The organism is Stutzerimonas sp. C6.4V, from assembly GCF_058536345.1.
This window is the reverse complement of record NZ_JBZUBM010000001.1, coordinates 706,345-729,225: the sequence shown is the minus strand read 5'-3', so window position 1 is coordinate 729,225 and position 22,881 is coordinate 706,345. Positions and strand designations below refer to the sequence as shown.

Annotated in this window: 20 protein-coding genes and 1 pseudogene; 9 read left to right on the top strand and 12 right to left on the bottom strand. The window is 61.0% G+C overall.

Features of this window, described 5'->3' with window-relative positions:
• Window positions 1–15 precede the first annotated feature (15 nt).
• On the top strand, window positions 16–504 hold the full coding sequence (locus AC4LFW_RS03450; protein ID WP_491817818.1) for a GNAT family N-acetyltransferase: 489 nt from the start codon (window positions 16–18) through the stop codon (window positions 502–504).
• 57 nt (window positions 505–561) lie between these two features.
• Here the strand turns inward: AC4LFW_RS03450 and wrbA are convergent, their stop codons facing one another.
• From wrbA to AC4LFW_RS03415, 7 genes are all read right to left on the bottom strand, one after another.
• On the bottom strand, window positions 562–1,161 hold the full coding sequence (gene wrbA / locus AC4LFW_RS03445; RefSeq protein ID WP_491817816.1) for an NAD(P)H:quinone oxidoreductase: 600 nt from the start codon (window positions 1,159–1,161) through the stop codon (window positions 562–564).
• A 349-nt stretch (window positions 1,162–1,510) separates the two neighbouring features.
• Window positions 1,511–2,230 (bottom strand): LrgB family protein, encoded by a 720-nt coding sequence (locus tag AC4LFW_RS03440; protein WP_491817815.1) that lies wholly within the window; start codon window positions 2,228–2,230, stop codon window positions 1,511–1,513.
• On the bottom strand, window positions 2,227–2,592 hold the full coding sequence (locus AC4LFW_RS03435; RefSeq protein WP_491817813.1) for a CidA/LrgA family protein: 366 nt from the start codon (window positions 2,590–2,592) through the stop codon (window positions 2,227–2,229). Before AC4LFW_RS03435 ends, AC4LFW_RS03440 begins: the two co-directional genes overlap by 4 nt.
• Window positions 2,593–2,769: 177 nt before the next feature.
• The gene (locus tag AC4LFW_RS03430) at window positions 2,770–3,549 is read right to left on the bottom strand and encodes a PhzF family phenazine biosynthesis protein (RefSeq protein WP_491820117.1); all 780 of its coding nucleotides are present in this window, start codon (window positions 3,547–3,549) and stop codon (window positions 2,770–2,772) included.
• Between the two features lie 150 nt (window positions 3,550–3,699).
• A complete protein-coding gene (locus tag AC4LFW_RS03425; RefSeq protein WP_491817811.1) occupies window positions 3,700–6,825 on the bottom strand; it encodes a transglycosylase domain-containing protein in 3,126 nt (1,041 codons plus the stop codon).
• A gap of 180 nt (window positions 6,826–7,005) precedes the next feature.
• A complete protein-coding gene (locus AC4LFW_RS03420) occupies window positions 7,006–10,080 on the bottom strand; it encodes an efflux RND transporter permease subunit (RefSeq protein WP_491817809.1) in 3,075 nt (1,024 codons plus the stop codon).
• 5 nt (window positions 10,081–10,085) lie between these two features.
• On the bottom strand, window positions 10,086–11,183 hold the full coding sequence (locus AC4LFW_RS03415; protein ID WP_491817807.1) for an efflux RND transporter periplasmic adaptor subunit: 1,098 nt from the start codon (window positions 11,181–11,183) through the stop codon (window positions 10,086–10,088).
• A 94-nt stretch (window positions 11,184–11,277) separates the two neighbouring features.
• Here AC4LFW_RS03415 and AC4LFW_RS03410 point away from each other — a divergent pair, with 94 nt between their 5' ends.
• The gene (locus tag AC4LFW_RS03410) at window positions 11,278–11,937 is read left to right on the top strand and encodes a TetR/AcrR family transcriptional regulator (RefSeq protein WP_491817805.1); all 660 of its coding nucleotides are present in this window, start codon (window positions 11,278–11,280) and stop codon (window positions 11,935–11,937) included.
• 45 nt (window positions 11,938–11,982) lie between these two features.
• Here the strand turns inward: AC4LFW_RS03410 and AC4LFW_RS03405 are convergent, their stop codons facing one another.
• Both AC4LFW_RS03405 and dgt read right to left on the bottom strand, forming a co-directional pair.
• Window positions 11,983–13,191: an ammonium transporter gene (locus AC4LFW_RS03405; RefSeq protein WP_491817803.1), complete on the bottom strand. Its 1,209-nt coding sequence runs from the start codon at window positions 13,189–13,191 to the stop codon at window positions 11,983–11,985.
• 337 nt (window positions 13,192–13,528) lie between these two features.
• The gene (gene dgt / locus AC4LFW_RS03400) at window positions 13,529–15,025 is read right to left on the bottom strand and encodes a dGTPase (protein ID WP_491817801.1); all 1,497 of its coding nucleotides are present in this window, start codon (window positions 15,023–15,025) and stop codon (window positions 13,529–13,531) included.
• Window positions 15,026–15,149: 124 nt separating this feature from the next.
• On the opposite strand from dgt, the gene AC4LFW_RS03395 reads away from it, so the two are divergent.
• From AC4LFW_RS03395 to AC4LFW_RS03380, 4 genes and pseudogenes are all read left to right on the top strand, one after another.
• Complete coding sequence (locus tag AC4LFW_RS03395) at window positions 15,150–15,338, top strand: hypothetical protein (protein ID WP_491817799.1); 189 nt, start codon at window positions 15,150–15,152, stop codon at window positions 15,336–15,338.
• Window positions 15,339–15,378: 40 nt separating this feature from the next.
• A complete protein-coding gene (locus AC4LFW_RS03390) occupies window positions 15,379–16,056 on the top strand; it encodes an MOSC domain-containing protein (protein WP_491817797.1) in 678 nt (225 codons plus the stop codon).
• Window positions 16,057–16,197: 141 nt separating this feature from the next.
• Window positions 16,198–16,516, top strand: a pseudogene (locus tag AC4LFW_RS03385) (DUF2025 family protein).
• 121 nt (window positions 16,517–16,637) lie between these two features.
• The gene (locus tag AC4LFW_RS03380; protein WP_491817795.1) at window positions 16,638–18,560 is read left to right on the top strand and encodes a HAMP domain-containing methyl-accepting chemotaxis protein; all 1,923 of its coding nucleotides are present in this window, start codon (window positions 16,638–16,640) and stop codon (window positions 18,558–18,560) included.
• A gap of 118 nt (window positions 18,561–18,678) precedes the next feature.
• Here AC4LFW_RS03380 and AC4LFW_RS03375 read toward each other — a convergent pair whose 3' ends face one another.
• The gene (locus tag AC4LFW_RS03375; RefSeq protein WP_491817793.1) at window positions 18,679–19,575 is read right to left on the bottom strand and encodes an EamA family transporter; all 897 of its coding nucleotides are present in this window, start codon (window positions 19,573–19,575) and stop codon (window positions 18,679–18,681) included.
• A 214-nt stretch (window positions 19,576–19,789) separates the two neighbouring features.
• Between AC4LFW_RS03375 and AC4LFW_RS03370 the strand changes: the two genes are divergently transcribed.
• Both AC4LFW_RS03370 and AC4LFW_RS03365 read left to right on the top strand, forming a co-directional pair.
• Window positions 19,790–20,494: a YebC/PmpR family DNA-binding transcriptional regulator gene (locus AC4LFW_RS03370; RefSeq protein ID WP_491817791.1), complete on the top strand. Its 705-nt coding sequence runs from the start codon at window positions 19,790–19,792 to the stop codon at window positions 20,492–20,494.
• 36 nt (window positions 20,495–20,530) lie between these two features.
• Window positions 20,531–20,875, top strand: coding sequence for a YajD family HNH nuclease (locus AC4LFW_RS03365; protein WP_491817790.1), 345 nt, complete (start codon window positions 20,531–20,533; stop codon window positions 20,873–20,875).
• A gap of 25 nt (window positions 20,876–20,900) precedes the next feature.
• Here AC4LFW_RS03365 and AC4LFW_RS03360 read toward each other — a convergent pair whose 3' ends face one another.
• The gene (locus AC4LFW_RS03360) at window positions 20,901–21,332 is read right to left on the bottom strand and encodes a universal stress protein (protein ID WP_491817788.1); all 432 of its coding nucleotides are present in this window, start codon (window positions 21,330–21,332) and stop codon (window positions 20,901–20,903) included.
• A gap of 113 nt (window positions 21,333–21,445) precedes the next feature.
• On the opposite strand from AC4LFW_RS03360, the gene AC4LFW_RS03355 reads away from it, so the two are divergent.
• The gene (locus tag AC4LFW_RS03355; protein ID WP_491817786.1) at window positions 21,446–21,883 is read left to right on the top strand and encodes a group II truncated hemoglobin; all 438 of its coding nucleotides are present in this window, start codon (window positions 21,446–21,448) and stop codon (window positions 21,881–21,883) included.
• 367 nt (window positions 21,884–22,250) lie between these two features.
• Here AC4LFW_RS03355 and AC4LFW_RS03350 read toward each other — a convergent pair whose 3' ends face one another.
• The gene (locus AC4LFW_RS03350) at window positions 22,251–22,766 is read right to left on the bottom strand and encodes a hypothetical protein (protein ID WP_491817785.1); all 516 of its coding nucleotides are present in this window, start codon (window positions 22,764–22,766) and stop codon (window positions 22,251–22,253) included.
• Between the last annotated feature and the right edge of the window lie 115 nt (window positions 22,767–22,881).

Here is a 22,881-nt window from a genome sequence, read left to right as displayed (position 1 = left end):
TATGAGGACGGATGCATGCGCAGACTCGCCACACCCAAGGACATCGATCGCGTCTACGACATCTACATGCACGAAGACGTGGTGCCCTTTCTCGGCTTCGACCCCATGCCGCGTGAAGCCTTCGGCAAGGTCTTCGATCCGTTGTTCGACAGCGGTTGCTTCTACGTCTATGAACTGGCCGGTCAGATACAGGGCTTCTACAAGGCACAACGCCATGTTGGCCGAGCAGCCCATGTGGCCTATCTTGGGACGCTCGCCGTAGCGCCTGGAATGAAAGGGCAAGGCGTGGCAAGGGCAATGTTGGAGGATGCGATCGCCAGGCTGTCCAGGGCTGGGATCAAGAGGATCGAGCTCACGGTCGAAGCGGACAACCCACGGGCGATTGCCTTCTACGAGCGATCTGGTTTCCGCCACGAAGGCACTCAACGAGCCGCCTACAAGCGCGCCTCGGATGAAGGCTATGTCGACGAGCTGATGTATGGCCTGTTGCTGAACGGGCAATAAGCCCACCGGGGTCATGCAGCGACGCAGAAGGACTTCCCTCGCGCCGCTGGACCAGGCCTAACCCATCAGTTTGGACGTGACCTTGGCTACGTGTTCGCCCTGATAGCGGGCAATGGTCAGTTCCTTGTTGGACGGCTGACGCGAGCCGTCACCACCGGCGATGGTCGAGGCACCGTAGGGCGTACCACCGTTCACTTCGGAAATGTCGAAGAACTCACCAATGCCGTAGCCGGTGGGCACGATGATCATTCCGTGGTGCGCCAGGGTCGTCCAGGTCGAGGTGATGGTCATTTCCTGGCCGCCACCGGTACCGGTCGAGGTGAAGACGCTAGCAACCTTGCCATGCAACGCACCCTTGGCCCATAGGCCTCCGGTCTGGTCGAAGAAGGTGCGCATCTGGCTGGACATGTTGCCGAAGCGAGTCGGCGTGCCCACGATGATGGCATCGTAATCAGCGAGTTCCGCCGGACTGGCAATCGGCGCCTGCTGATCGACCTTGCCACCAGCGTTCTTGAACGCATCTTCGGGCATGGTTTCGGGCACACGCTTGACCGTAACCTCGGCACCTTCGACGCGCCGTGCGCCCTCGGCAACCGCGTTGGCCATGGTTTCAACGTGACCATACATCGAGTGATACAACACAAGAATCTTTGCCATGTTCAAGCTTCCTCTTTCTGGGTTGATGTGTGCCGGGGCGGGTCTGCTCCCCGATGCGCCCGTGACTGGCGCGTCATCAGGGGGCCGGCCCGATCTCCTGTTCGGCAATCGGAGCGGCACAAAGTGTCGGGCCATGCGCATCGGCGATCATTTGCTCTCGCGCCTGCCTGCCCTGGGCAAACCGAGTTGGTGCCGGGCAGTAGCGCTCATGGCGATAGCCTGAGACGGCGCTGCGATTGCCGAACGGTCTCGTGCCGGGATGAGGCCATCCTCCATCCGATTGGCATCGGTTTGGTTGGATAATTCCGCACAAACAGATCGGCAAATTCGATGATCAACCCACTCGGGATCAAGACAGGGAGGTCAGCAAAAGCGGTAGGAATAAGGCAATGAGGATCCCGAGCAAGCTCATCCCCAATGCCGCAAAGGCGCCACACTCATCGCCCTCCTCCAGTGCTCGCGCCGTGCCGATGGCGTGCGCATTGATGCCATAACTGAGCCCTCGCGCCGCCGGATGATCGACACCCGCCCACCCCAGCAACAGCGGACCCAACGCCGTACCGATCACGCCTGTAAGCATCACGAACACCGCTGCCAGCGAAGCGAGGCCGCCGATCTGCTCGGCCACCAGCATGGCAATCGGCATGGTCGCGGCCTTGGGCGACAGGCTCATGAGTACTTTAAGGTCCGCCCCCAGCGCACCGGCGATCGTCAAGGTCAGGACCACGCCCAACACACCGCCACTGATCAATGTGATCAGGATGGGCCAGAACAGCGCGTGAATGCGACGGAAATGCCGGTACAACGGCACCGCCAGTGCCACGGTTGCCGGGCCGACCAGTACGGCCACCATCGACGCGTCGGCGCGGTAGCTCTGGTAGTCGATCCCGCACAGATAGAGCGTGCCGACAACCAGCAGCATGCCCACCATGACCGGCTGCAGTATCAGCCAGCCACTGCGACGGTACAGCGCAAGGGCCAGCTGGAACGCGATCAGCGTCAGCGCCACCGAGAACAGCGGGTGATCCAGCGTCATGGTCCAGACGCCCTGCCAGTCAACACCGCTCATGGCTGGTCTCCCCGCCTGCGATCCATGCGGCGGATCAGTGCCTGCATCAGCCAACCGCAAAACGGCACGGTCACCATTAGCGACAGGACCAGTCCGGCAGCGATGGCCGGCAGGTCCGCGAGCAAGGCGTCGCTACTGGTCATAATGCCTGCCGCCGGCACGATCAACAGCAGAGGCAGGTACTGCAGCAGCAGCGCAGCGGTCTTTTCCAGGGGCTCGGGAATACCTCGACGCAGCAACAGCAGGCCGAACAGCAGCAACATGCCGATGATAGGGCCAGGCAATGCCGGAAGCAGCGAGAGGTGGATGACGTTGCCCAGCAGCTGCAGCACGACCAGCCAGGTCAGGCCTTTGAGAATCATAGTGGTCCTTGAAGAACGGTAGAGCGGATCGAGGATGATGCCGGGATCGGCGGTGCGCGGCACGCCTTCGACGCGAAGAGCTAACCACCTAGCCGGCGGAACAGGTGCAAACAGATGGCCAAGCGGTAAGCGAGTGAAGCTTCGACCTCGCCGACAGGACATCCAGCAAGCGCGCGGTCAGATCTCGATCGTGCCCTGAAGATAAAGAACAGCGTGTCCGGCCACGAGGACCCGCTCGCCTTCGATCCGGCAATGCAGCAGCCCGCTGCGAGCTGATGCCTGTAGCGCCAGCAGCTGCGTCTTGCCCAGCCGTTCACTCCAGTATGGCGCCAGCCCCGCATGGATGGAGCCGGTCACCGGGTCTTCGTCGCCGCCGTTGGCTGGCCAGAAATAGCGCGAGACGAAATCCTGGTCCCGCCCCGGCGCGGTAGCCACGACGTCCAATGGCGCCAGTGACTTGAGTAGGGCGAGATCGGGCGACAACTGGCAGACCTGATCTTCGTCTTCATAGACTGCGAACCAGGCCTGACGGCTGCGCAGCACCGCCTGCGGCAACGTCCCAAGACCATTGAACAGTTCGACCGGCGGGTTCTCGACCGCTTCCGGAGCACGGTTAGGAAAGCTCATTTCCAGCAAGCCATCGTCCAGCTGAGCTACGCTGATATCGCCTACCGCAGCCGCACGAAAGGTGAGCGGTGCCGTCGTCAGGTTCTGCCCCAACAATACGAAAGCGCTGGCCAGTGTGGCGTGCCCGCAGAAGTCGATCTCGGTTAGCGGCGAAAACCAGCGAATGAGGAAACCACCGTCAGGCTCACGTACCAGAAAGGCCGTTTCCGACAGGTTGTTCTCCCTGGCGATGGCCTGCATCTGGGCGTCGCTCAGCCAATCCTCCAACGGCACGACCGCCGCCGAGTTGCCTTTGAACCGCTCCTGGGTGAATGCATCGACCTGATAGATCGGCAGTTTCATCTCTCGCCCTCGCCTGATTAAAGCCCGTCACTGGGTCATGAAGGGTGAGAGTGTCACCGAGCGCGGGGCGATCGGCAAAGGTCATCTGCGAGACAGGCCGAAACGGTGAGGTGTTATCAGCCGCTCGACCCGCCATCGTCAGGACCGCTCTTCACTGCTGGCTGTCAGTGTTGGCTTAAGCGGCTCGCCGACCGGCTCGCATTGCGTCTGCGCCCCAGGCTGGAGATAGGGTTGCAGTATCGGCGCCATGCCCTTGAGCACCTGCACTGGCAATGCAGAGGTGAAGCGGAAGCTGTCCGCCCCGCGGCCCGGTACATAGGCAGTCAGCGTACCGAAGTGATTCGGCCCAAGATAGAAAACGAAGGTGGCGGTGCGGTTCAGCGCCAGCGAACTGATCAGCCGTCCGCCTGCGCCCACGGTCTGGATCCGGTTGTCTCCGGTCCCGGTCTTGCCACCGACGCGCAGTGCCTCCCCATCGGCCATCATGAAACTGCCGCGCAAACGCCGTGCCGTGCCGCCCTCGACGACGCTGGCCAAGGCCTCGCGAAGCGCGGTGGCGACCTCACTGGGCAGCACCCGCACCCCGACATCCGGCTTGATGCCAAGGCGGGTTTCATAGGGCGTGTCGCTGGCGAAATGCAGGCTGTCGATGCGCACGCTGGGCAACCGCACACCGTCGTTGACGATGATCCCCATTAACTCGGCCAACGCCGCCGGCCGGTCTCCAGAGCTGCCCAGAGCCGTAGCCAGCGATGGCACCAGATGATCGAAGGGATAGCCCAGGCGCTGCCAGCGCCGATGAATGTCGGTGAACGCTTCCACCTCGAGCATGATGCGGATGCGGCTATCCCGTGCGCTCTTGTGACGACTGCGGAACAACCAGCCGTACACCTCCTGGCGCTCGGCGGCACTGGCCGCTATCACCTCGGTAATGCCAGCGTCCGGATGCTTGATCAGGTAGCCCAGCAGCCAGAGATCCAGCGGGTGGACACGGGCGATGTAGCCCTGGTCCGGCAAACTGTAGGCGCCTGGCGCATAGCGTTCGTAGAGCGAGTCGACCGCCTTCTCGGTGAGCTCCGAACCTGGCAGGCGCGCCTTGAGAAAGCGCTCGAAGGTCACGCGGTCCGCCTCGGGCATGAGGTAGCGGTGCACAGCTGCCAGCCTGGACGGCGTTGCGCGCATGCCGTCCAACAGTGCTTCGATGCGCTCGTCCGCGCTCTTGTCCCGGTACTTGCGCCAGAACCGCTGCAGGAAGACCGACCCTTCGCGGTCGGCGAAACGTTGCAGATATTCCTGCCGCTTGGGGTTGTCGTCGCGTTTCAACAGCTCGGCACCGTTGGACGTCTGGTAGGTGCTGTAGCTCACCAGATCACGCATCAGCCTCACGAATGGCAGGTTGATGGACTCCTGCAGCGCTTCACGCATGGTAGGCAGGCGGCCATCATCCTCCCGGCGGAAATTGCCGAAACGGTGCATGCCGGCACCGGTGAAGAAGCGTTCGGCCGGGCTCGCCGAATAGCGCCGCTCGAGCGCCGCATCCAGCATTGCCGGCAGGTTGCGGTCCTCATGCTCGATCAGATAACCCAGCGCCCAGCGCGTCAGCGGATCAACTGCCTCGGCCTTGCGCAAGGTCGGGACATCGCTCTGCGCATAACGCTGATGCAGTTCGGCGATGACCTCGAGGTAAGTAGTCAGCACACGCAATTTAGCCGTCGAACCCAGCTCGAGCTTGCTGCCCTCGTTGATGTCGAACGGCTGGTTGGTGTTGTCCGTCTGTACACGTACACGAAAGCCCTGCTCGCCGCGCTCGAACAGGGTAAAGCTGTATCGCACGTCACCGGTGCGCTCCGGTGAAAGCATGCGTTCGCCGAACAGGCCCGCTTCACCGGCAAAGGCCGGATCGGCAAGGCGGTGCAGGTAGTCGCTGATCCGTTCCTGCAATTCGCCGTGCAGCGGTGTGGTCGCGGCCAGGTCAAGACGATCCAGATCGTACAGCGACACACCCAACAAGTTGCTCAGGCGCATACGCGCTGCCGTAATGCCCTTGCTCGATGGCACCTCGCGAATGCCGGGCTCGCGCCGCAAGTCGCGAAAGGTCACCTTTTGCTGCAGCGCGGCGTTACGCAACCGCGTGCCAATTACGCCACCGTTGGCCAGCAGGCGGATGTGACTGTCGGTCAGTTCGGCCATGTCGTCGCGCCCTGCTCCCAGGTAATACGACGGCCGCCGCTGGGCGATCAGCAGCGAGAGCACCTGGCGCAGCGCCAGTCCCTGCGCTGCGTAGCTGGTGCCGGCGTTATAGCGCGAGTCCAGCAGACGGTTGACCTCGGCGAAGTCGGCGCCGTACCACAGGCGCAGGCCGTCGGCGATGCCATGGACCTCACCATGCCCGTAGGCAGCGGAAAGCGGCACGCTATTGAGATAGTCCCGAACGATGCGCTGCCGCGTGGCCATGGTCTGCTGGCCTTCACGATAGGTGCGCACACTGGCGGAGATCATTTGCCGAATCTTCTCTTCGGCATTTCCGGTGCGGCCCTCCGGCGAGTGACGATACTTCTCGACCTGTGTGGCCAGCGTACTACCACCGGCTGCCTGGACTGGCAGACCAAGCTTCTTCTCGACCTGGCTGACTGCAGCCATGGTGAAGCGCGGCCAGTCTACAGCAGGATTGGCGCGTGGCCGTTCGGCATTAAGCAGTCCCCGATCCTCGATGAACAGCAGGCTCATCGCTACCAGCGGCGGCACATCGTCAAAGCTTCCGTAGTACTGATGCGGATAGCTATTGGTATAGAGCGGCTCGCCCCGGCAATCGTCGATCGTCAGCCCGGCCTGGGACTTTTCCGGATAAGGCACAAAGAATCCATGGCCGGCGTAGCGCTGCAGCGCTGGCGAAAAACGCACCTGCTGCTGGATATCGAAGCCGCGCTGTGTCAGCCGCTCGAGAAAGGTCGGCAATTGCGCATAACCCAGCCTACGATCGAACGGACCGGCAGCCGGAAACAGAATCGCCGAGCTGGCGCCGGATTCGAGCCCATAGTCGAGCTTTTCGGCATAACGGCTTAGCCACAATGCCTGCAGCTTTGAGGTCTGCATTTCATGCCAGGCGGCATATCCGCCACCGGCCAACAATGAAACGCCCAGCAACAGACCCATACGGCGAGCCAAACGGCTGCCATGTCTCGGTTGATTTGCGGGTTTCTTGGGTACCGGCGCACGTTTGCCTTTACCCGTCCGGGATGAGTCGGACCGCCATACTGCGCCCATATATTCCGGCCTGGCTTCCTTGAGGATTAACAGGCTTAAGCTTAGCGTGCGGCGGTTCGCCCGGTGTCCCCAAGTAGACGAACGGAGACGCCCTTTTGTGCGCTGAGAATGGCCGCGGCGTTACCTCGGCGGCCTTTGCAATCTAAGCAATGGCTGGCCAGGCGCTGCACGCCGACAGCTTCAGCCCTGAGGCGTTTCCCTGACCCTGAACCAGGCAGCGTAAAGCGCTGGCAGGAACAGCAGGGTTAGCGCAGTCGCGACAATCAAGCCGCCCATGATGGCCACCGCCATTGGGCCGAAGAACACGCTGCGTGACAGGGGGATCATCGCCAGCACGGATGCCAGGGCAGTCAGCACGATTGGCCGGAAGCGCCGCACTGTCGCATCGATGATTGCATTGAAGCGATCCTGCCCGGCGCCGATATCCTGCTCGATCTGGTCCACGAGGATCACCGAGTTACGCATGATCATGCCGGACAGCGCGATGGTGCCAAGCATCGCCACGAAGCCGAACGGCTTGCCGAACAACAACAGGAACAGGGCAACGCCGATCAGCCCCAGCGGAGCGGTGAGGAACACCATGGCCGAGCGCGAGAAGCTCTTGAGCTGCAGCATCAGCAGGCTCACCACGACGATCACGAACAACGGCATGCCAGCGTTCACCGATGCCTGGCCACGGCTGGAGTCCTCGACAGTTCCACCGACTTCGAGCAGGTACCCGCCAGGCAGCGAGTCGCGGATCTCCACCAGGCTCGGTTCGATCTGCTGGACCAGCGAGGCGGGCTGCTGGTCACCGTAGATATCGGCGCGAACGGTCACGGTCGGCAAGCGATTTCGATGCCAGATCACCCCCTCTTCGAAGCCATATTCCAGCGTCGCGACCTGCGACAAGGGCACACTGCGACCGCTTGCAGTGGGAATGGCCAGACTGGGTAGCATCGATAGCGCCTCGCGCTCACGAACGGTACCGCGAATCAGGATCTCGATGAGCTCATTGTCCTCACGAAACTGGCTTGCGGTGGTACCGGTGAAGGTGCGCTTGAGGAAGCCCGACAGCTCGACCGTGCTCACGCCCAACGCACGGGCGCGATCCTGATCCACATTCAGCCAGACCACCTTGCTCGGTTCCTGCCAGTCGAGGTGTACGTTTGCGACATAGGGGTTTTCACGCACCTTTGCCGCCACCTGGCGTGCCAGTTTGCGCACCACGTCGATGTGCTCGCCGGTCACCCGAAACTGAACCGGATAGCCCACCGGCGGGCCGTTTTCCAGCCGGCTGACACGACCACGCAGGGTCGGGAAATACTCTCGCAGACGGTCGATCAGCCAGCCGCGCAACGCTTCTCGCTGCTCGATGCTCTCTGCCAACACCACGATCTGCGCGAAGCTGGTCGCCGGCAACTGCTGATCCAGCGGCAGGTAGAACCGTGGTGAACCATTGCCCACGTATGCCACGTAATTGTCTATCCCCGCACGGTCCTTGAGCATTTCCTCGAGGCGATGCACCTCGGCTTCGGTGGCCTTGAGCGATGCGCCTTCGGCCAGCTTCAGGTCAACCATCAGCTCGAGCCGGCCCGAGGCAGGAAAGAACTGCTGCGGCACGATTCGAAACAAGCCTATCGCGCCTATGAAGAGCAGTAACGTCAGGATGATGACCGTCTTGCGGCGGCGTACACAGAATTGGATCACCCGCCGTACCCGCTGGTAGAAGGGTGTCGAGTAAGGGTCATGGCCCTGATCGCTGCCACCGTGTTTGGCGGCGTGACGCTTGGCCAGGTCCGGCAGCAGCTTCTCGCCGAGCAGCGGTACGAACACCACGGCCGCAATCCATGACGCGATCAGGGCGATGGTCACTACCTGGAAGATGGAGCGGGTGTATTCGCCGGTGCTGGACTGTGCAGTGGCAATTGGCAGAAAACCTGCTGCGGTAATCAGCGTACCGGTGAGCATCGGGAAGGCCGTGCTGGTCCAGGCATAACTCGCCGCCTTTAGCCGGTCGAAGCCCTGCTCCATCTTGATCGCCATCATCTCCACGGCAATGATCGCGTCGTCCACCATCAGCCCCAGTGCCAGTACCAGCGCGCCCAGCGAAATCTTGTGCAAGCCGATGTCCAGGTAGTTCATCGCTGCAAAGGTCATGGCCAGCACCAGCGGAATCGACAGCGCCACGACCAGACCGGTGCGCACGCCCAGCGAGAAGAAACTCACCAGCAGAACGATTACCAGAGCCTCGATCAGCACCCGTACAAACTCGCCCACCCCGGTCTTCACAGCGGCTGGCTGGTCGGACACCTTGCGCAGCTCCATGCCCGCAGGCAGCTCCCGCTGAAGGCGCGCGAACTCTTCTTGCAGCGCTTCGCCCAGCACGAGGATGTCGCCCCCCTCCTTCATCGACACGGCAAGCCCGATTGCCGGTTCACCCATGAAGCGCATGCGCGGCGCGGGCGGGTCGTTGAAGCCACGATAGACCTCGGCAACGTCGCCGATGCGGAAAGTGCTGCCAGCCACGCGGATGGGGAAGTTTCGGATTTCCTTCACTGTCTCGAAGCTGCCGGTCACGCGCAATTGAACGCGGTCGCTGGGCGTTTCGACGAAGCCCGCCGACATCACGGTGTTCTGCGCTTCCAATGCCTGCTTGACGGCTTCCAGCGGCACACCCAGCGTGGCCAGCTTGACGTTGGAAAGTTCGATCCAGATCTTTTCGTCCTGCAAACCGATCAGTTCGACCTTGCCGACATTCCTTACACGCTGCAGCTGGAGCTGGATGCGATCGGCGTAATCCTTGAGCACGGCATAATCGAAGCCCTTGCCGGTCAGCGCGTAGATGTTGCCGAAGGTGGTACCGAACTCGTCGTTGAAGAACGGGCCCTGCACCCCGGCGGGCAAGGTGTGTCGGATGTCTCCGATCTTTTTGCGGATCTGATACCAGAGGTCTGGAATCTGCTCGGACCGCAGCGAGTCACGGGCCATGAAGGTGACGTTCGACTCGCCCGGCCGCGAGAACGAAACGATGCGCTCGTATTCACCGGTCTCCATCAGCTTCTTTTCGATGCGCTCGGTGACCTGACGCGAGACCTCTTCGGCGGTAGCGCCAGGCCACTGCGTCTGGATCACCATCGCCTTGAAAGTAAAGGGTGGGTCCTCGCTCTGGCCGAGCTTGCTGTAGGACAAGGCTCCCACGATAGCCATCAGCAGCATCAGATAAACCACGATCTGCCGATTGCCCAGCGCCCAGGCGGAAAGGTTGAAGCGCATCGTGGTTACTCCTGCGCTGCCAGGACGACCGGACGGTTGTCGCGATCCACCGCCCTGACCGACTGGCCCTGATGCAACATCTGCACGCCGGCCAGCACCACCCAGTCACCAGCATTCAGGCCATCAAGCACAGGTACCAGCGATTCACCATAGGCACCGGTGCGCACAGGAACGCGCTCGAGTGTGGCATCGCTTTTCACCCGCCAGACATAGGCCTCGCCCTGCTCAGCGGTGATGGCGGACAGGGGAACGGCAAGCGGGATGTCGCCATTGTTGCGGATGGATACCAGGGCACTCTGGCCAAGCTCGGCGGGCACCTCGGCGTCATCGAAGGCAACCCGTGCCGAATAGGTACGTGACTGCTGGTCAGCCGCTGGGGACAGTTCGCGGATATGTCCCGGATACTGCTTGCCGGGATGCGACCAGATTTCCACCTCCACTTTCTGGCCCACCGAATAGCGGTCCAGCGCCTGTTCCGGCAGGTTTATCGACACCTCGCGCTCCCCATCGGCCGCCAGAACGAACGCCGTCTGGCCTGGCGCAACGACCTGGCCGACTTCGACTCGCCGCTGGGCGATGACGCCGTCGCGGGTCGCACGCAACACGGCGTAGTCAACCTGATTGCTTGCCACATCATATTCGGCGCGAGCCTGCTGCAAGCGCGCCTGCGCCGAGCGATAGGCGTTTTCCGAGGTATCGAACTGCGAGCGGCTGACAAGCTGGCGATCCATAAGCGTCTTGTAGCGCTCATGCTCGGCGCGGGCGACGCGCAGGTTGGCCTCGGCGGCAGCGACCTGAGCGCGGATACCCTCCAGTTGCAGTTTGACGTCCCGGGGATCCAGGCTCGCCAGCGCCTGGTCCTTGCGCACCCGCTCGCCTGCTTCGACCATTCGCTCGGTTACCTTGCCGCCAATCCGGAATGACAGCTCGGGCTCGTAACGAGCGTGAACCTCTCCGGGATAGCTTTCGAACGCTTCCCCGGCAGCTTGTGGCTGGACCACCATCACGGGACGTGTCGAGACTTGTTCCGGCTCACTGTTGCCGCAACCGGCAAGCACGGCGAAACCAAGGATACCGAGGAAGGGCAAGGCATGTCGGAACACGTCGGATCTCTCTCTGTCGCGATGCGGGTTCTAATACTTATACTGCGCGGTATAGTAAAAATACCGAACCAGCCAGTCCAGTATTAAAAACCTCATGACCGATAGCCTATCTATCTCCTCTGGCCCCGGCCGGCCGAAGGATCCAGCCAAGCGCGAGGCGATTCTCGCGGCAGCCCGAGACCTGTTTCTCAACAACGGCTACGAAGGCAGCAGCATGGAGGCCATCGCGGCAGAAGCCGGGGTCTCCAAGCTCACGCTGTACAGCCATTTCAAGGACAAGGAAGCCCTGTTTGCTGCGGCGGTGAAGGCCATCTGCGAGACACGCCTGCCTCGCAGCCTGTTCCTGCTGGATGGGGATCGCCCGATTGGGCAAGCGCTGCTCGACATCGGCTGCGCCTTTCAGGAGTTGGTCAACAGCCCCGAATCGATTGGGTTGCATCGTTTGATGGTGGCCATGGCGACACAGAACCCGGCCCTGTCACGCATGTTCTTTGACGTGGGCCCACAGCTACTGCTCGTCGACCTTCAGCAAATGTTTGCCCATGCCAACGATCGTGGCCTGCTGAATACCCCCGAGCCGATGCGTGCGGCTGAACACTTCTGCACCTTGATCAAGGGTGCTGGCCATTTCCGCCTGTTGATCGGCTACGTCGACCAACTGGAAGCGGAAGATGCGAGGCGGCATGTCGAAAGCTGCATTGAGCTGTTCATGCGCGCCTATGGAGGCCGTCAGTTTCAGGATGGCTTGCCGTAACGATAAATGCTGGCCGCGCGTAGCGGCCAAGCTTACCGGTTGGGCTTAGTCGTGACTCAATGCGCCGATGCGGTGAATGGATAGGTCCGCGCCATTGAATTCCTCCTCCTGGCTGAGGCGAATGCCCACCACCGTCTTGAGCAGGCCGTAGACCAGGAATCCGCCCATCAGCGCAACCACCACACCCAGCAGGCTGCCGATCAGCTGGCTGAAGAGGCTGACGCCACCCAGTCCACCCAGCGCGTGCTGGCCGAACACACCACAAGCCAGCCCGCCCCAGACGCCACATAGGCCGTGTAATGGCCAGACACCCAGCACGTCATCGATCTTCCAGTTGGCCTGCGCCGCGGTGAATGCCCAGACAAACAGCGCACCGGCTACAACGCCCGTGGCCAACGCACCGATCGGGTGCATCAGATCCGAGCCGGCACAGACCGCCACTAGCCCCGCCAACGGCCCGTTATGCAGGAAGCCAGGGTCGTTTCGGCCGACCGCCCAGGCGGCAGCCGTCCCGCCAACCATCGCCATCAGCGAATTGATCGCCACCAGCCCACTGACCTCTTCCAGGGTCTGGGCACTCATCACGTTGAAGCCGAACCAGCCGACGATAAGAATCCACGACCCCAGCGCCAGGAATGGAATGTTCGATGGCGCAAAGGCCACCAGACGGCCGTCGCGATATCGGCCATTGCGTCGACCGAGCAGAATCACCGCGCCGAACGCCAGCCAGCCACCCATGCCGTGCACTACCACCGAGCCGGCGAAATCGTGAAACGGAGCGCCGAACTGTGCTTCTAGCCAGGCCTGAAGGCCGAGATTGCCGTTCCACATCAGACCTTCGAAGAACGGGTAGATGAAGGCAACGATCAGCAGAGTCGCGCACAGCTGCGGCCCGAATTTGGCGCGCTCGGCAATACCCCCGGAGATGATCGCAGGAATCGCGGCCGCGAACGTCAGCAGAAAGAAGAACTTGACCAGCGAGTAACCATTTTCGGCAATCAGCTGATCGGCCGGCTGGAGGAAGGTGACGCCATAGGCAACCCAGTAGCCGATGAAAAAGTACGCCAACGTGGATACCGCAAAGTCAGCGATGATTTTCGACAGCGCATTGACCTGATTCTTCAGGCGTACAGTACCGACCTCCAGAAAGGCAAAACCGGCGTGCATCGCCAGCACCATGACGGCGCCCATCAGAATGAACAGGGTATTGGCCCCGTGAACCAGAACTTCAACCGCACTGCTTGGATTATCCATCTACTGCGTCCTGTGGAGTTAGCGCACCAAAACAGCAAGCCTTATCAACTAAACGCACCAAATTGCGTCACGCTTTTGAATTGGCTTGCGTTCACTTACGACGAGGGCTAACCAGAGCAGCTCGAGTTCTCTCCGTTAAACCTTGTTCATCAAAGGGTTACGAGAACTGCGCGTGTTAGCCAGGCTGTCTTCCTGCGCCATTTGGGGGCTGCAGGCGATAGAGCCGCACCAGACCAATGCAAGTGCTATACCAGCGAAGCGGCGATAACGTACCAAAGTGGCGCAGCAAGTCCTGCCTCCAAGCGGAATGGCGATGGCTAAGCGGACTGAAATGGAACTACAAGGCAGACAGCGTCTGGTATTCGTCCTGGGCCAGCTGATCGGTCATGCCGCTGACGAAGTCCTGCAACATCCGGCAGCGGTAGTAGAACTCCCACAACGGCCAGTCCGGGGCTCCCTGAAGGTGCGCCTTCAGGGCCTCGTGATAAGCCTTGATCAGCTGGCTGGGCAAACGACGGGCAAGCATCTGCAGATAGGGCTCACGCCGGCAGGTGCCTTCCGTAAGCGCCTGGAAGGTTTGCGGCGTCACCACCAGCAGCGGTGCGTAGGCATCGAGCAGGCCCTGCAGGATTCGGTATCCCTGTAATTGCAACGTTTCCACCTCGCGGTGGCAAAACACGCGGTCCATCGCGACATCCTTGAACGTCTGCACGATGGCGTTGGGCAAGCTGGCGTCCTCCAGCAATGCGCGGTCCAGGGTGCCGTGGTAGACCGCTTCGATATGTTCGATGAACTGCGCCGCCGCATGCTGCACCAACGGATGAACCATGTTCACCCGCAACCAGATGAAAAATTCACCCACTTTGTTGATCGGCTCGTTCTGCGCACGGGACTGGGCGTACTCGACCATGCTGCGAAAGCTGCGATCGGTGGCGCCAATCGGTTCGTCGGGAGAGCCGTGCTCGGCAAATCGGCTGACCAGCAGCTGCGCCAGCTGGTCGATGGTGAAGATGCCTTTTTCCACCGAGTCTTCGATATCGGCCAGGCAGTAGGCAATATCGTCAGCCGCTTCCATGATGTAGGCCACCGGATGGCGGGTGCCGGGCTGCAGGCCTAGCGCAGCCCGGAGATCAGCGACGAAAGGTTCCTCCGCAAGATAGAACCCGGGCTTCTTCAGCAGATAGGCGCCGGGCGTCCCCTTGGCCGGCTTTGGTGCGTAGGCGGCGCGCACGTACTTGAGCAGACCGGCTGTCTGCGTATATGTCAGGTTGAGACGCAACAGGCTCACCACCAGCCGGATCGCCTGGGCATTGCCTTCGAAGTGCTCCAGGTCACGCAGCATGCGCAGGCGCAGTTCGGCATCACCCTGCCCGTCTGGCACGGCCGCGTCGAACAGTGTGTCCATGTGCCGCGTGAACCACTCGCCAATGGCGAACTCACCGAAGTGCCCGAAGGGTGGATTGCCAATGTCATGCATCAGGCACGTCATCTCCACCAGGCTCTCCAAGGCCCCTTGCAGCCCGTCCAGACCGTAGCGTGCCGCCTTGTCACCCAGCTGCTTGTACAGTGTGCGGACAATGAAGCGTCCGGTCTGCTGGACCTCGAGTGAGTGCGTCAGCCGGCTGCGAACCGCGGCGTTGCGCTCAAGAGGGAAAACCTGGGTCTTTTGCTGAAGACGCCGAACCGCGGCGGAGTTGATGATGCGGCCCCGGTCACTTTCAAGCTGATCGATAATCAGCGACAAGTCACCGTCCAAGGCCCTGGGGGCCGAGTCGACGCGTCCGTAGGGTCGCTGACGGGATATCTTGTCCTTGAAGTTCACTGACCCCGGCATGGCGTACTCTCGTCTATCTCAGGTACCGCGAGCCTAGCGCGGTACAGCGGCTTTACCAAGCAGCGGGCCGCCCCCCGGCTCCGTTGTCGTTTAGAATTCCCGCTCGCTAAACGGGGACCCAAAAATGAGCCGGTCGGAATTTCACCAGCAGCATGCCGAGCGCGCGAAAGCAGAAGCGCAGCGCCTTTCCGAACAGCGCTCAACGCTGGGCCCGCGCTGGTTGGCCTGGGTCGCGACCGAGCTGTACCAGCTCAAGCCGCCGGAGTACGCAGCCATGGTCCGCCGCGAGCTCGCCCGGCTCAACGAAGGCTGAGCACAGGTTGCTTTCTATGCCTCCCAACCAGGAAAGGTGCATGCGATGGCCGATCGATGGCCCCTTTCTACGGGATCAGCTCCTTTCTTTACCTCGTACAGACAAGCCGTCTGCCATCGACAAACACCTTGCAGCAGCTACTGTCTGGCTCGATTACGACGGTCTGCAGGGTGACCGGGTCGCCGACCGCCGCTTCCATGGCGGCCCCGATCGCAGCCTTTGCCATTACCCGGCCGAACATTACCGTCGCTGGCGCAACCTTTACCCGCACCTAGCCACCATCGGCCCCGCCGCGTTTGGTGAAAACCTGTCCACCCAGGGGCTGGACGAGCGGCAGGTATGTATCGGCGACCGTTTCCGCTGGGGCGATGCTGTGATCGAGGTGAGCCAGCCCCGCTCGCCTTGCAGCAATCTGGACCGCCGTCATGACGCCCGTGGGCTGGCCCGGCAAATGGCACAGAGCGGCAGAACCGGATGGTTGTACCGAACCCTGGAGCCGGGCGCGGTTGAACCAGGCCTCGAGCTACAGCTGATCGAGCGCCCCTGCCCTGCAGCAAGCGTACTGCGCGTTTGGCGCAGCTTCACAAATAACACTCTCAGCGATGACCAACTCGCCTGGCTGGTCGATTTGCCGAACCTGGCCATCGAATACCGCAACCGTTTTCGCCAACGGCTCGACGCGAGTCGTCGACGCCAGGACCAGGGCACGTTGTTCTGAGCCATGCCTAGCGGCGACATGCCGCTGTTCAACCGAAACGCTTGTCATGACAATGCCCGACTTCGAAGCGCCCTCGGAGAAGGACGCCAGTACAAGGCCTGCCCCTGCGTGTAAATCACCGAATCCATACGCGAGGTCTACATGAGCATCACATCCGTCGACATCTGCCAGGCTGCAGACCGCCTGCAGGGTTTCGTGGGATACAACGGCAAGAGCGGCAAACACATCGTCCGATTCAGCGAGGACTCGTTCGGTATGGATGTGGCCGACGCCAGCATCATCCCCGCAAGCGAGTTTGTCTGGCAGCCCGTCGAGGGCGAGCAGATGACACTCAGCCGCAAGCTGCCAGCTATTGATCGACCAGAATGTGAATAGCCGCCTGGACATCAGCGAGCCGCTGCTCGTCTATGTGCGTCGCCTGGATCTGCCCGAGATACGGGCGCAACGAATGCTGCGCTGATCGAACTGAGCCAGGATCGTTCGACAAATGCGGTCGTATGACAACACCTCAAGTATTTGGCGATGACGCCGATGGCGTAGTACGACCCGTTATGGGCATTCCGCCTGCTTGAGGAAGCACAATGAAAAATCTCAAGGTCAGCTACAAGCTGGCCCTAGGCTTCGCCTCGGTACTGCTGCTCACCATTGGTGTTGCTGCTATCGGGGTTTTCAGCATGGACGCCCTGATCTCGCGAAGCGAGAAAGCGCAGACGGCCGAAAACCTGCTTAACCAAGCCAATCAGATCCGCTACGCCCAAGTCCGCTTCGAAGAGCGTGGCGATGCCAAGTACGTGGCGCAGGTAACCGATGCAGTGGCGAATATCGCCAGGATCGTCGAACAGAACCGAGCCAGCTTCTCCGATCCACAGAACCGTGCGTACCTGGAAGCCATGGCCAGCGAGGCTAGCGGCTATCAGGGCGCGTTCGAGAAACTCGTCGCGCTGCATGCGCTAAAGAAGCAGACCCGCGCGAACTGGGTCGATGCCGGCAATACCACCGACAAGTTGATCGCCGATCTGGAGCATCGCTGGAACGGTGTGCCAGGCAACCCGGTCCTGCACCCGACCAGCGACATCGCCAACATCGCCCTGCTCACCACCGATCTGTCCAAGCAGAACCGCCTGCTGCGCTTCACGGTTCGTGGCTACCTGATGGAGGAGTCTGAACCAGCCCTGCAGGCCCTGAACCGGCAGTTCGATGCGTTGAACGCGGCCATAGCGCCGTTGCAGGAGGAACTGATCGGGCCTCAAGCCGATAGCCTGGAAGCCCTTCGGGCCAGCGCGACACAATACGTGGAGCTGGTAAAGAAACTGCCGCCGATCGTTGCTCAGCAACAGCAGGCCCGCCAGGACATGGAAAGCATTTTTGCCAGGCTCTACGATCAGGCACAGGGCATCATTTCCAGCCAGACGCAGAAACGTGCGGACGATGCCCGAACCAAGAAGCTCCAGCTAATGGGCGTTACGCTGCTTGCCATCGTTCTCGGCGTGCTGATCGGCGGGCTCATTGTCCGCCAGATCACCCAGCCGCTGAACCAGGCCGTGCGAATCGCCGAGCGCATCGGTGCAGGCGACATGACCGGCCAGGCAGCCGAACAGCGCGACGATGAGTTTGGCCAGTTGCTGCAAGCACTGGGCAAGACACGCGGCAACCTGCAAACCTTGATCGGCCATATCGGTGGCATCACCGCACAACTGGCCACGGCCTCCAGCGAACTGTCGGCAGTGACCGAACAGACCAGCGCCGGAGTCAACAGCCAGCGCCAGGAAACCGACCAGGTTGCCACCGCCATGCATGAGATGACCGCTACCGTGCAGGAAGTGGCACGCAACGCTGAAGAAGCATCGAACGCCGCCCAACGGGCCGACCAGCAAGCGGCCAAAGGCAACACCGTGGTCCAGCGCGCTCTGTCGCAGATCGACCGGCTCTCTAACGAGGTGACGCTTTCCGCCGAAGCCATGACCCAGCTGAATCAGGAAACCGATGGCATCAGCACCGTGCTGACCGTGATCAACGGCATCGCCGAACAGACCAACCTGCTGGCTCTGAACGCAGCGATCGAGGCGGCACGAGCCGGTGAAGCGGGTCGCGGGTTCGCCGTAGTCGCCGACGAAGTTCGTGGGCTGGCTCAACGTACACAGCAGTCCACCGCGCAGATAGAAGCCTTGATTGCCAACCTGCAAAAGGGCGCGCGTACCGCATCGGGAATGATGGACAGCAGCAGTAGCCTGGCGCGCGATACCGTCGCCCTGGCCCGGGACGTGGGTGCCGAGTTGCAAGCCATCACGGAAACCGTCTCGGTGATCCAGGCCATGAACCAGCAGATCGCCACGGCGGCCGAACAGCAGAGTTCGGTTGCCGAAGAGATCAATCGCAGCGTGCTGAGCGTGCGAGACGTGGCCGACCAGTCAGCCGAAGCGGCTCGGGAGACCGCTTCCTCCACAGCCCGCCTGGCCCAGCTGGGCGGCGAACTTCAGACGCTGATCGCGCGTTTCAAAGTCTGACGTTTGTTGCCAAGGACTGGATAGCCACGCTGCGAGATGTCGTTATCCAGTCCTGAATGACAGGCGTAAACCCCCGCCATCCGCCCCGGTTGGTTGTCCGACACGGGGCGCTTTGCTTTCAGGCAGCCGTGTTGCCAAACACGGTGCGCAGCCGGCCGACGACCCAGCCTCCACCTACATTGACCGCCAGTCCCAGCATTACCAGCAACGCACCGACCCCTTGCAGCAGCCCCAGGTGCTCATCCAGCAACAACGCCGCGGATGTCAGGCCTACCACCGGCACGAGCAATGAGAAAGGCGCCACGGTATTTGCTGGATAACGCGACAGCAAACGGCTCCATAGCCCGTAGCCGAGGATGGTGGCACCAAACGCCAGGTAAATAAGCACCAGAAGAGAATCCATACCGAAGCTGCGCAATGCCGCCTCGATCACATCCGGGCCTTCGAGTATCCAGGACAGGGCGAGGAACGGAAGCGGAGGAATCAGGCTCCCCCACACTACCAGGCCGACCAGGTTCACTTTGCCAACCTTGCGCGTGACGACATTCCCCAGTGCCCACATCGACGCCGCGCAGATCGTCAGCACAAAGCCCGCCAGCGTCATGCTGCGATCGCCCTGCATTCCGATCAGCAGCAAACCACCCGCGGCAATCAACAACCCGACCAGGTTGGCCAAACGGAGACGTTCTCCGAGAAACAGCACGGCAAAAAACAATGTGAAGAATGCTTGTGACTGCAATACCAGGGACGCCAGACCGGCCGGCATGCCGACTTTCATCGCCGAGAAGAGAAACGCGAACTGCCCCAGCGAAATGGTTGCACCGTAGGCCAGCAGCCAGCGCAGCGGCATCTGTGGACGCTTGATGAACAGAACCGCGGGAAACGCCGCCAGCATGAACCGCAGTGAGCCCAGCAGCATCGGCGGGATGTCATCCAGACCGACCTTGATCACAACGAAGTTCATACCCCAGACAACGATCACAACCAGGGCCAGCATCAGGTCCTTGGGCGACATGGCGCAGCTCCCAGACAAAAACGCATTAAAGCTGTCGCCAGGGTCATAGTCCTCATACAGCGAGCGTTCAATCTGCCGTTACAGTCACCTGCTGCGCTGCCATACGTCTGCGAAGGTTCGGAGTTGCGTACGGCCCGTGCCTGCGGCGGCGGCAACGGCTAGAATCGCTCAATCATCCGACCCTCCTCCCATTTCAGCAAACACGAGAGTAACCATGGGCGCACAGTGGAAAGCGAAACATAAGGAAGCGGCAGCCAACGCCAAGGGTCGTACCTTCGGCAAATTGTCCAAGGAAATCATGATCGCGGCCCGTAGCGGTGCCGACCCGGACATGAACCCTCGCTTGCGCCTGGTCGTCGAACAGGCCAAGAAGGCCTCCATGCCCCGTGAAACCCTGGAGCGCGCCATCAAGAAAGGCGCCGGCCTGCTGGGCGAAAGCGTTCACTATGAGCGCACCACCTATGAAGGCTTCGCCCCGCATCAGGTCCCGGTGATCGTTGAGTGTCTGACCGACAACGTCAACCGCACCGTGGCGGAAATCCGCGTGCTGTTCCGCAAGGGTCAGCTCGGCGCATCCGGCTCTGTGGCCTGGGATTTTGACCACTGCGGGATGATTGAAGCCGCGCCAGCTAGCGCCGACGCCGATGCCGAACTGGCCGCCATCGAGGCCGGCGCGCAGGATTTCGAGGCCGCAGAAGACGGTGCCACGCTGTTCATCAGCGATGCCACCGACATGGACGTGGTCTGCCGCGCCCTGCCGGAGCATGGTTTCACCGTGCAGTCGGCACAGCTCGGTTACCGTCCAAAGAATCCCGTCAGTACGCTGTCAGACGCCGAGCTTGAGGAGGTCGAAGCCTTCCTCAGCGCGATCGACGCCCATGACGATGTGCAGAACGTATACGTCGGCCTTGCCGGCTGACCGAACGCAGCCAGACGCTCAGGTAGAGAGACAGCAATGAGTACAAACAAACCCAACACGCCCTACGCCCAACGCGAACAGGGCTACCGGGAAAAAGCGTTGAAGATGTACCCCTGGGTCTGCGGGCGCTGCGCCCGCGAGTTTTCGGGTAAGCGGTTGAGCGAGCTGACGGTCCATCACAAGGACCACAACCACGACAACAACCCGGAAGACGGCTCGAACTGGGAACTGCTCTGTCTGTACTGCCACGACAACGAGCACTCACGCTATACCGACAACCAGTACCACGCCGAAGCCAAGCCTGGCAGCGATCTTGGGCCAAAGGAAACATTCAAGGCCTTCGCCAATCTGGCAGACCTGCTCAAGGGCAAGCAGGATTAAGGCTGGCGAGATGCTGAGGTGTCGACTACTTCACCAGCAGCACCGGCACCGAGACCTCATGTATCACCCGATTGGCTACCGATCCGAGGATCATGCCAGCAAAGCTGCCTAGCCCACGCGTGCCCATGACAACGGTATCGCAGCCAAACCGCTGCACGGCTTCACTGACCTGCTCGGCGACATTACCAAGCGCTGAGTGGGTCTCATACTCCAACCCTGCTGCCTGCAGCGCAGTGGCTGCCTCCTCGAGGGTGCGGCGAGACTTTTCCATAAGACTGCTGTTTAGCTCGTCGATCATGTCGGCGGTGACATACTCACCATAGATCACCGGCTCCTGCTGGACATTCAGGACCTGAACCCGCATCAGGTTGGGTGCTTCCGCCGCCAGATCGATAATGTACTGCAGCGCACGCTTGGCATTGGCCGAGCCATCAAAGGCCAACAGAAAATTACGCATATCCCGACTCCTTCTAGTGTTTTGCAGCAGCATAGACCACAGCCCAACCCTGCCGGAAAAGCGCACCCGAAGCATTGATCTGGCGCACCTTGGCGTAATCTAGGAATCAGGCAATGACCCTCATCGCCCCAGTATTCGGCGTTGGCGACGCCTCCTTCCAGGCTGCCGGCGGCGAGCCAGGTATAGAACGCCTTGTCACCGCCTTTTATCGCAATATGGAGCAACTGGAATCTGCAGGCTGTGTGCGCCGGCTGTACCCACGAGACCTGGATGACTCACGCCAGCGGCTGGCCGCCTTTCTGTGCGGCTGGCTGGGCGGGCCGCGCCGCTACGCCGAGCGATTCGGAAACATTCATATCCCGCGTTTCCATACCCAATGGCCGATCGGCGAGCTCGAGCGAGACGTGTGGCTCGACTGTATGGCGCGGGCGATTGCCGAACAGCCCTACACGGCCGAGTTCGCCCACTATCTACTGATGCAGTTACGCGTACCGGCCGACCGTATTGTTCTGGCTTGCCAATCGAGATGTCCGCATCATTCGCCAGTCTGACCACCGAACTGACTACCGAACCCTGCCCACCCGGAAGTGTCATGTTTCCTGCAGAAGGCCATGACCCTGTTCAGTTCAGCTCTCTGGGGGGTTGCCGTGATGCTTCACTTCATCTAAGCGGGCATGGACTTACTGCAACGATGGCCATCCGGCGATATCGAAGCGGAAAAAAATGATAGCTAGCCGCTGGGCAGCAAAGTTCTCACGTGGCACTGAAGGCTTCATGACTTATCAGATACCCGATTGCGCAGCGAAGTGAGGCACAACAACTCGTAAATCTTCTGTCGAAGGCCAACTCAAAAACCATCGACAACAAACGAAACGTTAAACAAGTGCGGCGCCATTCGGCGCCGCACTGCTTGGCCACTTAGAAGTTATAACCCAGACCGACGCTATAGAAGAACGCGCCATCATCGTAACGATCCCGCGCGTCGCTTCCGCTCTTGAACAGAAACTGATACTCGGCCATTGCGGTGATGAAAGTTTTATCCTGCACCCAGTACTTGATACCCAGTTCAGGACCACCCATGAACGTCTCGTCTACTTCCTCCCCGTAGATACCGCCGAGGCTTACTCCGACGAAAGGACGGGTTTTGCCGCTGCCGAAGTGATAGTCGTAGAACACTCGGGTCGAGCCATCCCAACGCACGCTCTCGCCTTCTGAATCACTTGCGTTGACGGTCTGGCGCACCCCCCACATGGACGATTCATCGAGGTAAGTACCCCAACTGCCCTGCACGGAGAAAACAGTGTCGTCGAAGTTCTTATCGCTGCTGCCCGCGCCACTCAAAGTAACTTCCCGATCGCCAGCCACGGGAGCGGCGATTGCAACTGCGGGGAGCATGGCAGCTACCAACAGGGATGTTTTGAAAAGTCGGTTCATGACAATACCTCTTGTTCTGCGATGGCGGAATACGCAAAGAGCCAATGCAATGCGTAAGGTAAAGACCCAAGCGAGCTGAGACTGTTCAATTATTTTTAGAAGTAGGCCGCAACCA

Bases quoted from the DNA above. Each gene is read 5' to 3' on its own strand.
- wrbA (WP_491817816.1), bottom strand. From the start codon at position 1,161: ATGGCAAAGATTCTTGTGTTGTATCACTCGATGTATGGTCACGTTGAA.
- AC4LFW_RS03410 (WP_491817805.1), top strand. From the start codon at position 11,278: ATGACCGATAGCCTATCTATCTCCTCTGGCCCCGGCCGGCCGAAGGAT.
- AC4LFW_RS03365 (WP_491817790.1), top strand. From the start codon at position 20,531: ATGAGTACAAACAAACCCAACACGCCCTACGCCCAACGCGAACAGGGC.
- AC4LFW_RS03370 (WP_491817791.1), top strand. From the start codon at position 19,790: ATGGGCGCACAGTGGAAAGCGAAACATAAGGAAGCGGCAGCCAACGCC.
- dgt (WP_491817801.1), bottom strand. From the start codon at position 15,025: ATGCCGGGGTCAGTGAACTTCAAGGACAAGATATCCCGTCAGCGACCC.
- AC4LFW_RS03360 (WP_491817788.1), bottom strand. From the start codon at position 21,332: ATGCGTAATTTTCTGTTGGCCTTTGATGGCTCGGCCAATGCCAAGCGT.
- AC4LFW_RS03350 (WP_491817785.1), bottom strand. From the start codon at position 22,766: ATGAACCGACTTTTCAAAACATCCCTGTTGGTAGCTGCCATGCTCCCC.
- AC4LFW_RS03440 (WP_491817815.1), bottom strand. From the start codon at position 2,230: ATGAGCGGTGTTGACTGGCAGGGCGTCTGGACCATGACGCTGGATCAC.
- AC4LFW_RS03380 (WP_491817795.1), top strand. From the start codon at position 16,638: ATGAAAAATCTCAAGGTCAGCTACAAGCTGGCCCTAGGCTTCGCCTCG.
- AC4LFW_RS03425 (WP_491817811.1), bottom strand. From the start codon at position 6,825: ATGGGCGCAGTATGGCGGTCCGACTCATCCCGGACGGGTAAAGGCAAA.
- AC4LFW_RS03355 (WP_491817786.1), top strand. From the start codon at position 21,446: ATGACCCTCATCGCCCCAGTATTCGGCGTTGGCGACGCCTCCTTCCAG.
- AC4LFW_RS03405 (WP_491817803.1), bottom strand. From the start codon at position 13,191: ATGGATAATCCAAGCAGTGCGGTTGAAGTTCTGGTTCACGGGGCCAAT.
- AC4LFW_RS03395 (WP_491817799.1), top strand. From the start codon at position 15,150: ATGAGCCGGTCGGAATTTCACCAGCAGCATGCCGAGCGCGCGAAAGCA.
- AC4LFW_RS03420 (WP_491817809.1), bottom strand. From the start codon at position 10,080: ATGCGCTTCAACCTTTCCGCCTGGGCGCTGGGCAATCGGCAGATCGTG.
- AC4LFW_RS03450 (WP_491817818.1), top strand. From the start codon at position 16: ATGCGCAGACTCGCCACACCCAAGGACATCGATCGCGTCTACGACATC.
- AC4LFW_RS03390 (WP_491817797.1), top strand. From the start codon at position 15,379: ATGCGATGGCCGATCGATGGCCCCTTTCTACGGGATCAGCTCCTTTCT.
- AC4LFW_RS03435 (WP_491817813.1), bottom strand. From the start codon at position 2,592: ATGATTCTCAAAGGCCTGACCTGGCTGGTCGTGCTGCAGCTGCTGGGC.
- AC4LFW_RS03375 (WP_491817793.1), bottom strand. From the start codon at position 19,575: ATGTCGCCCAAGGACCTGATGCTGGCCCTGGTTGTGATCGTTGTCTGG.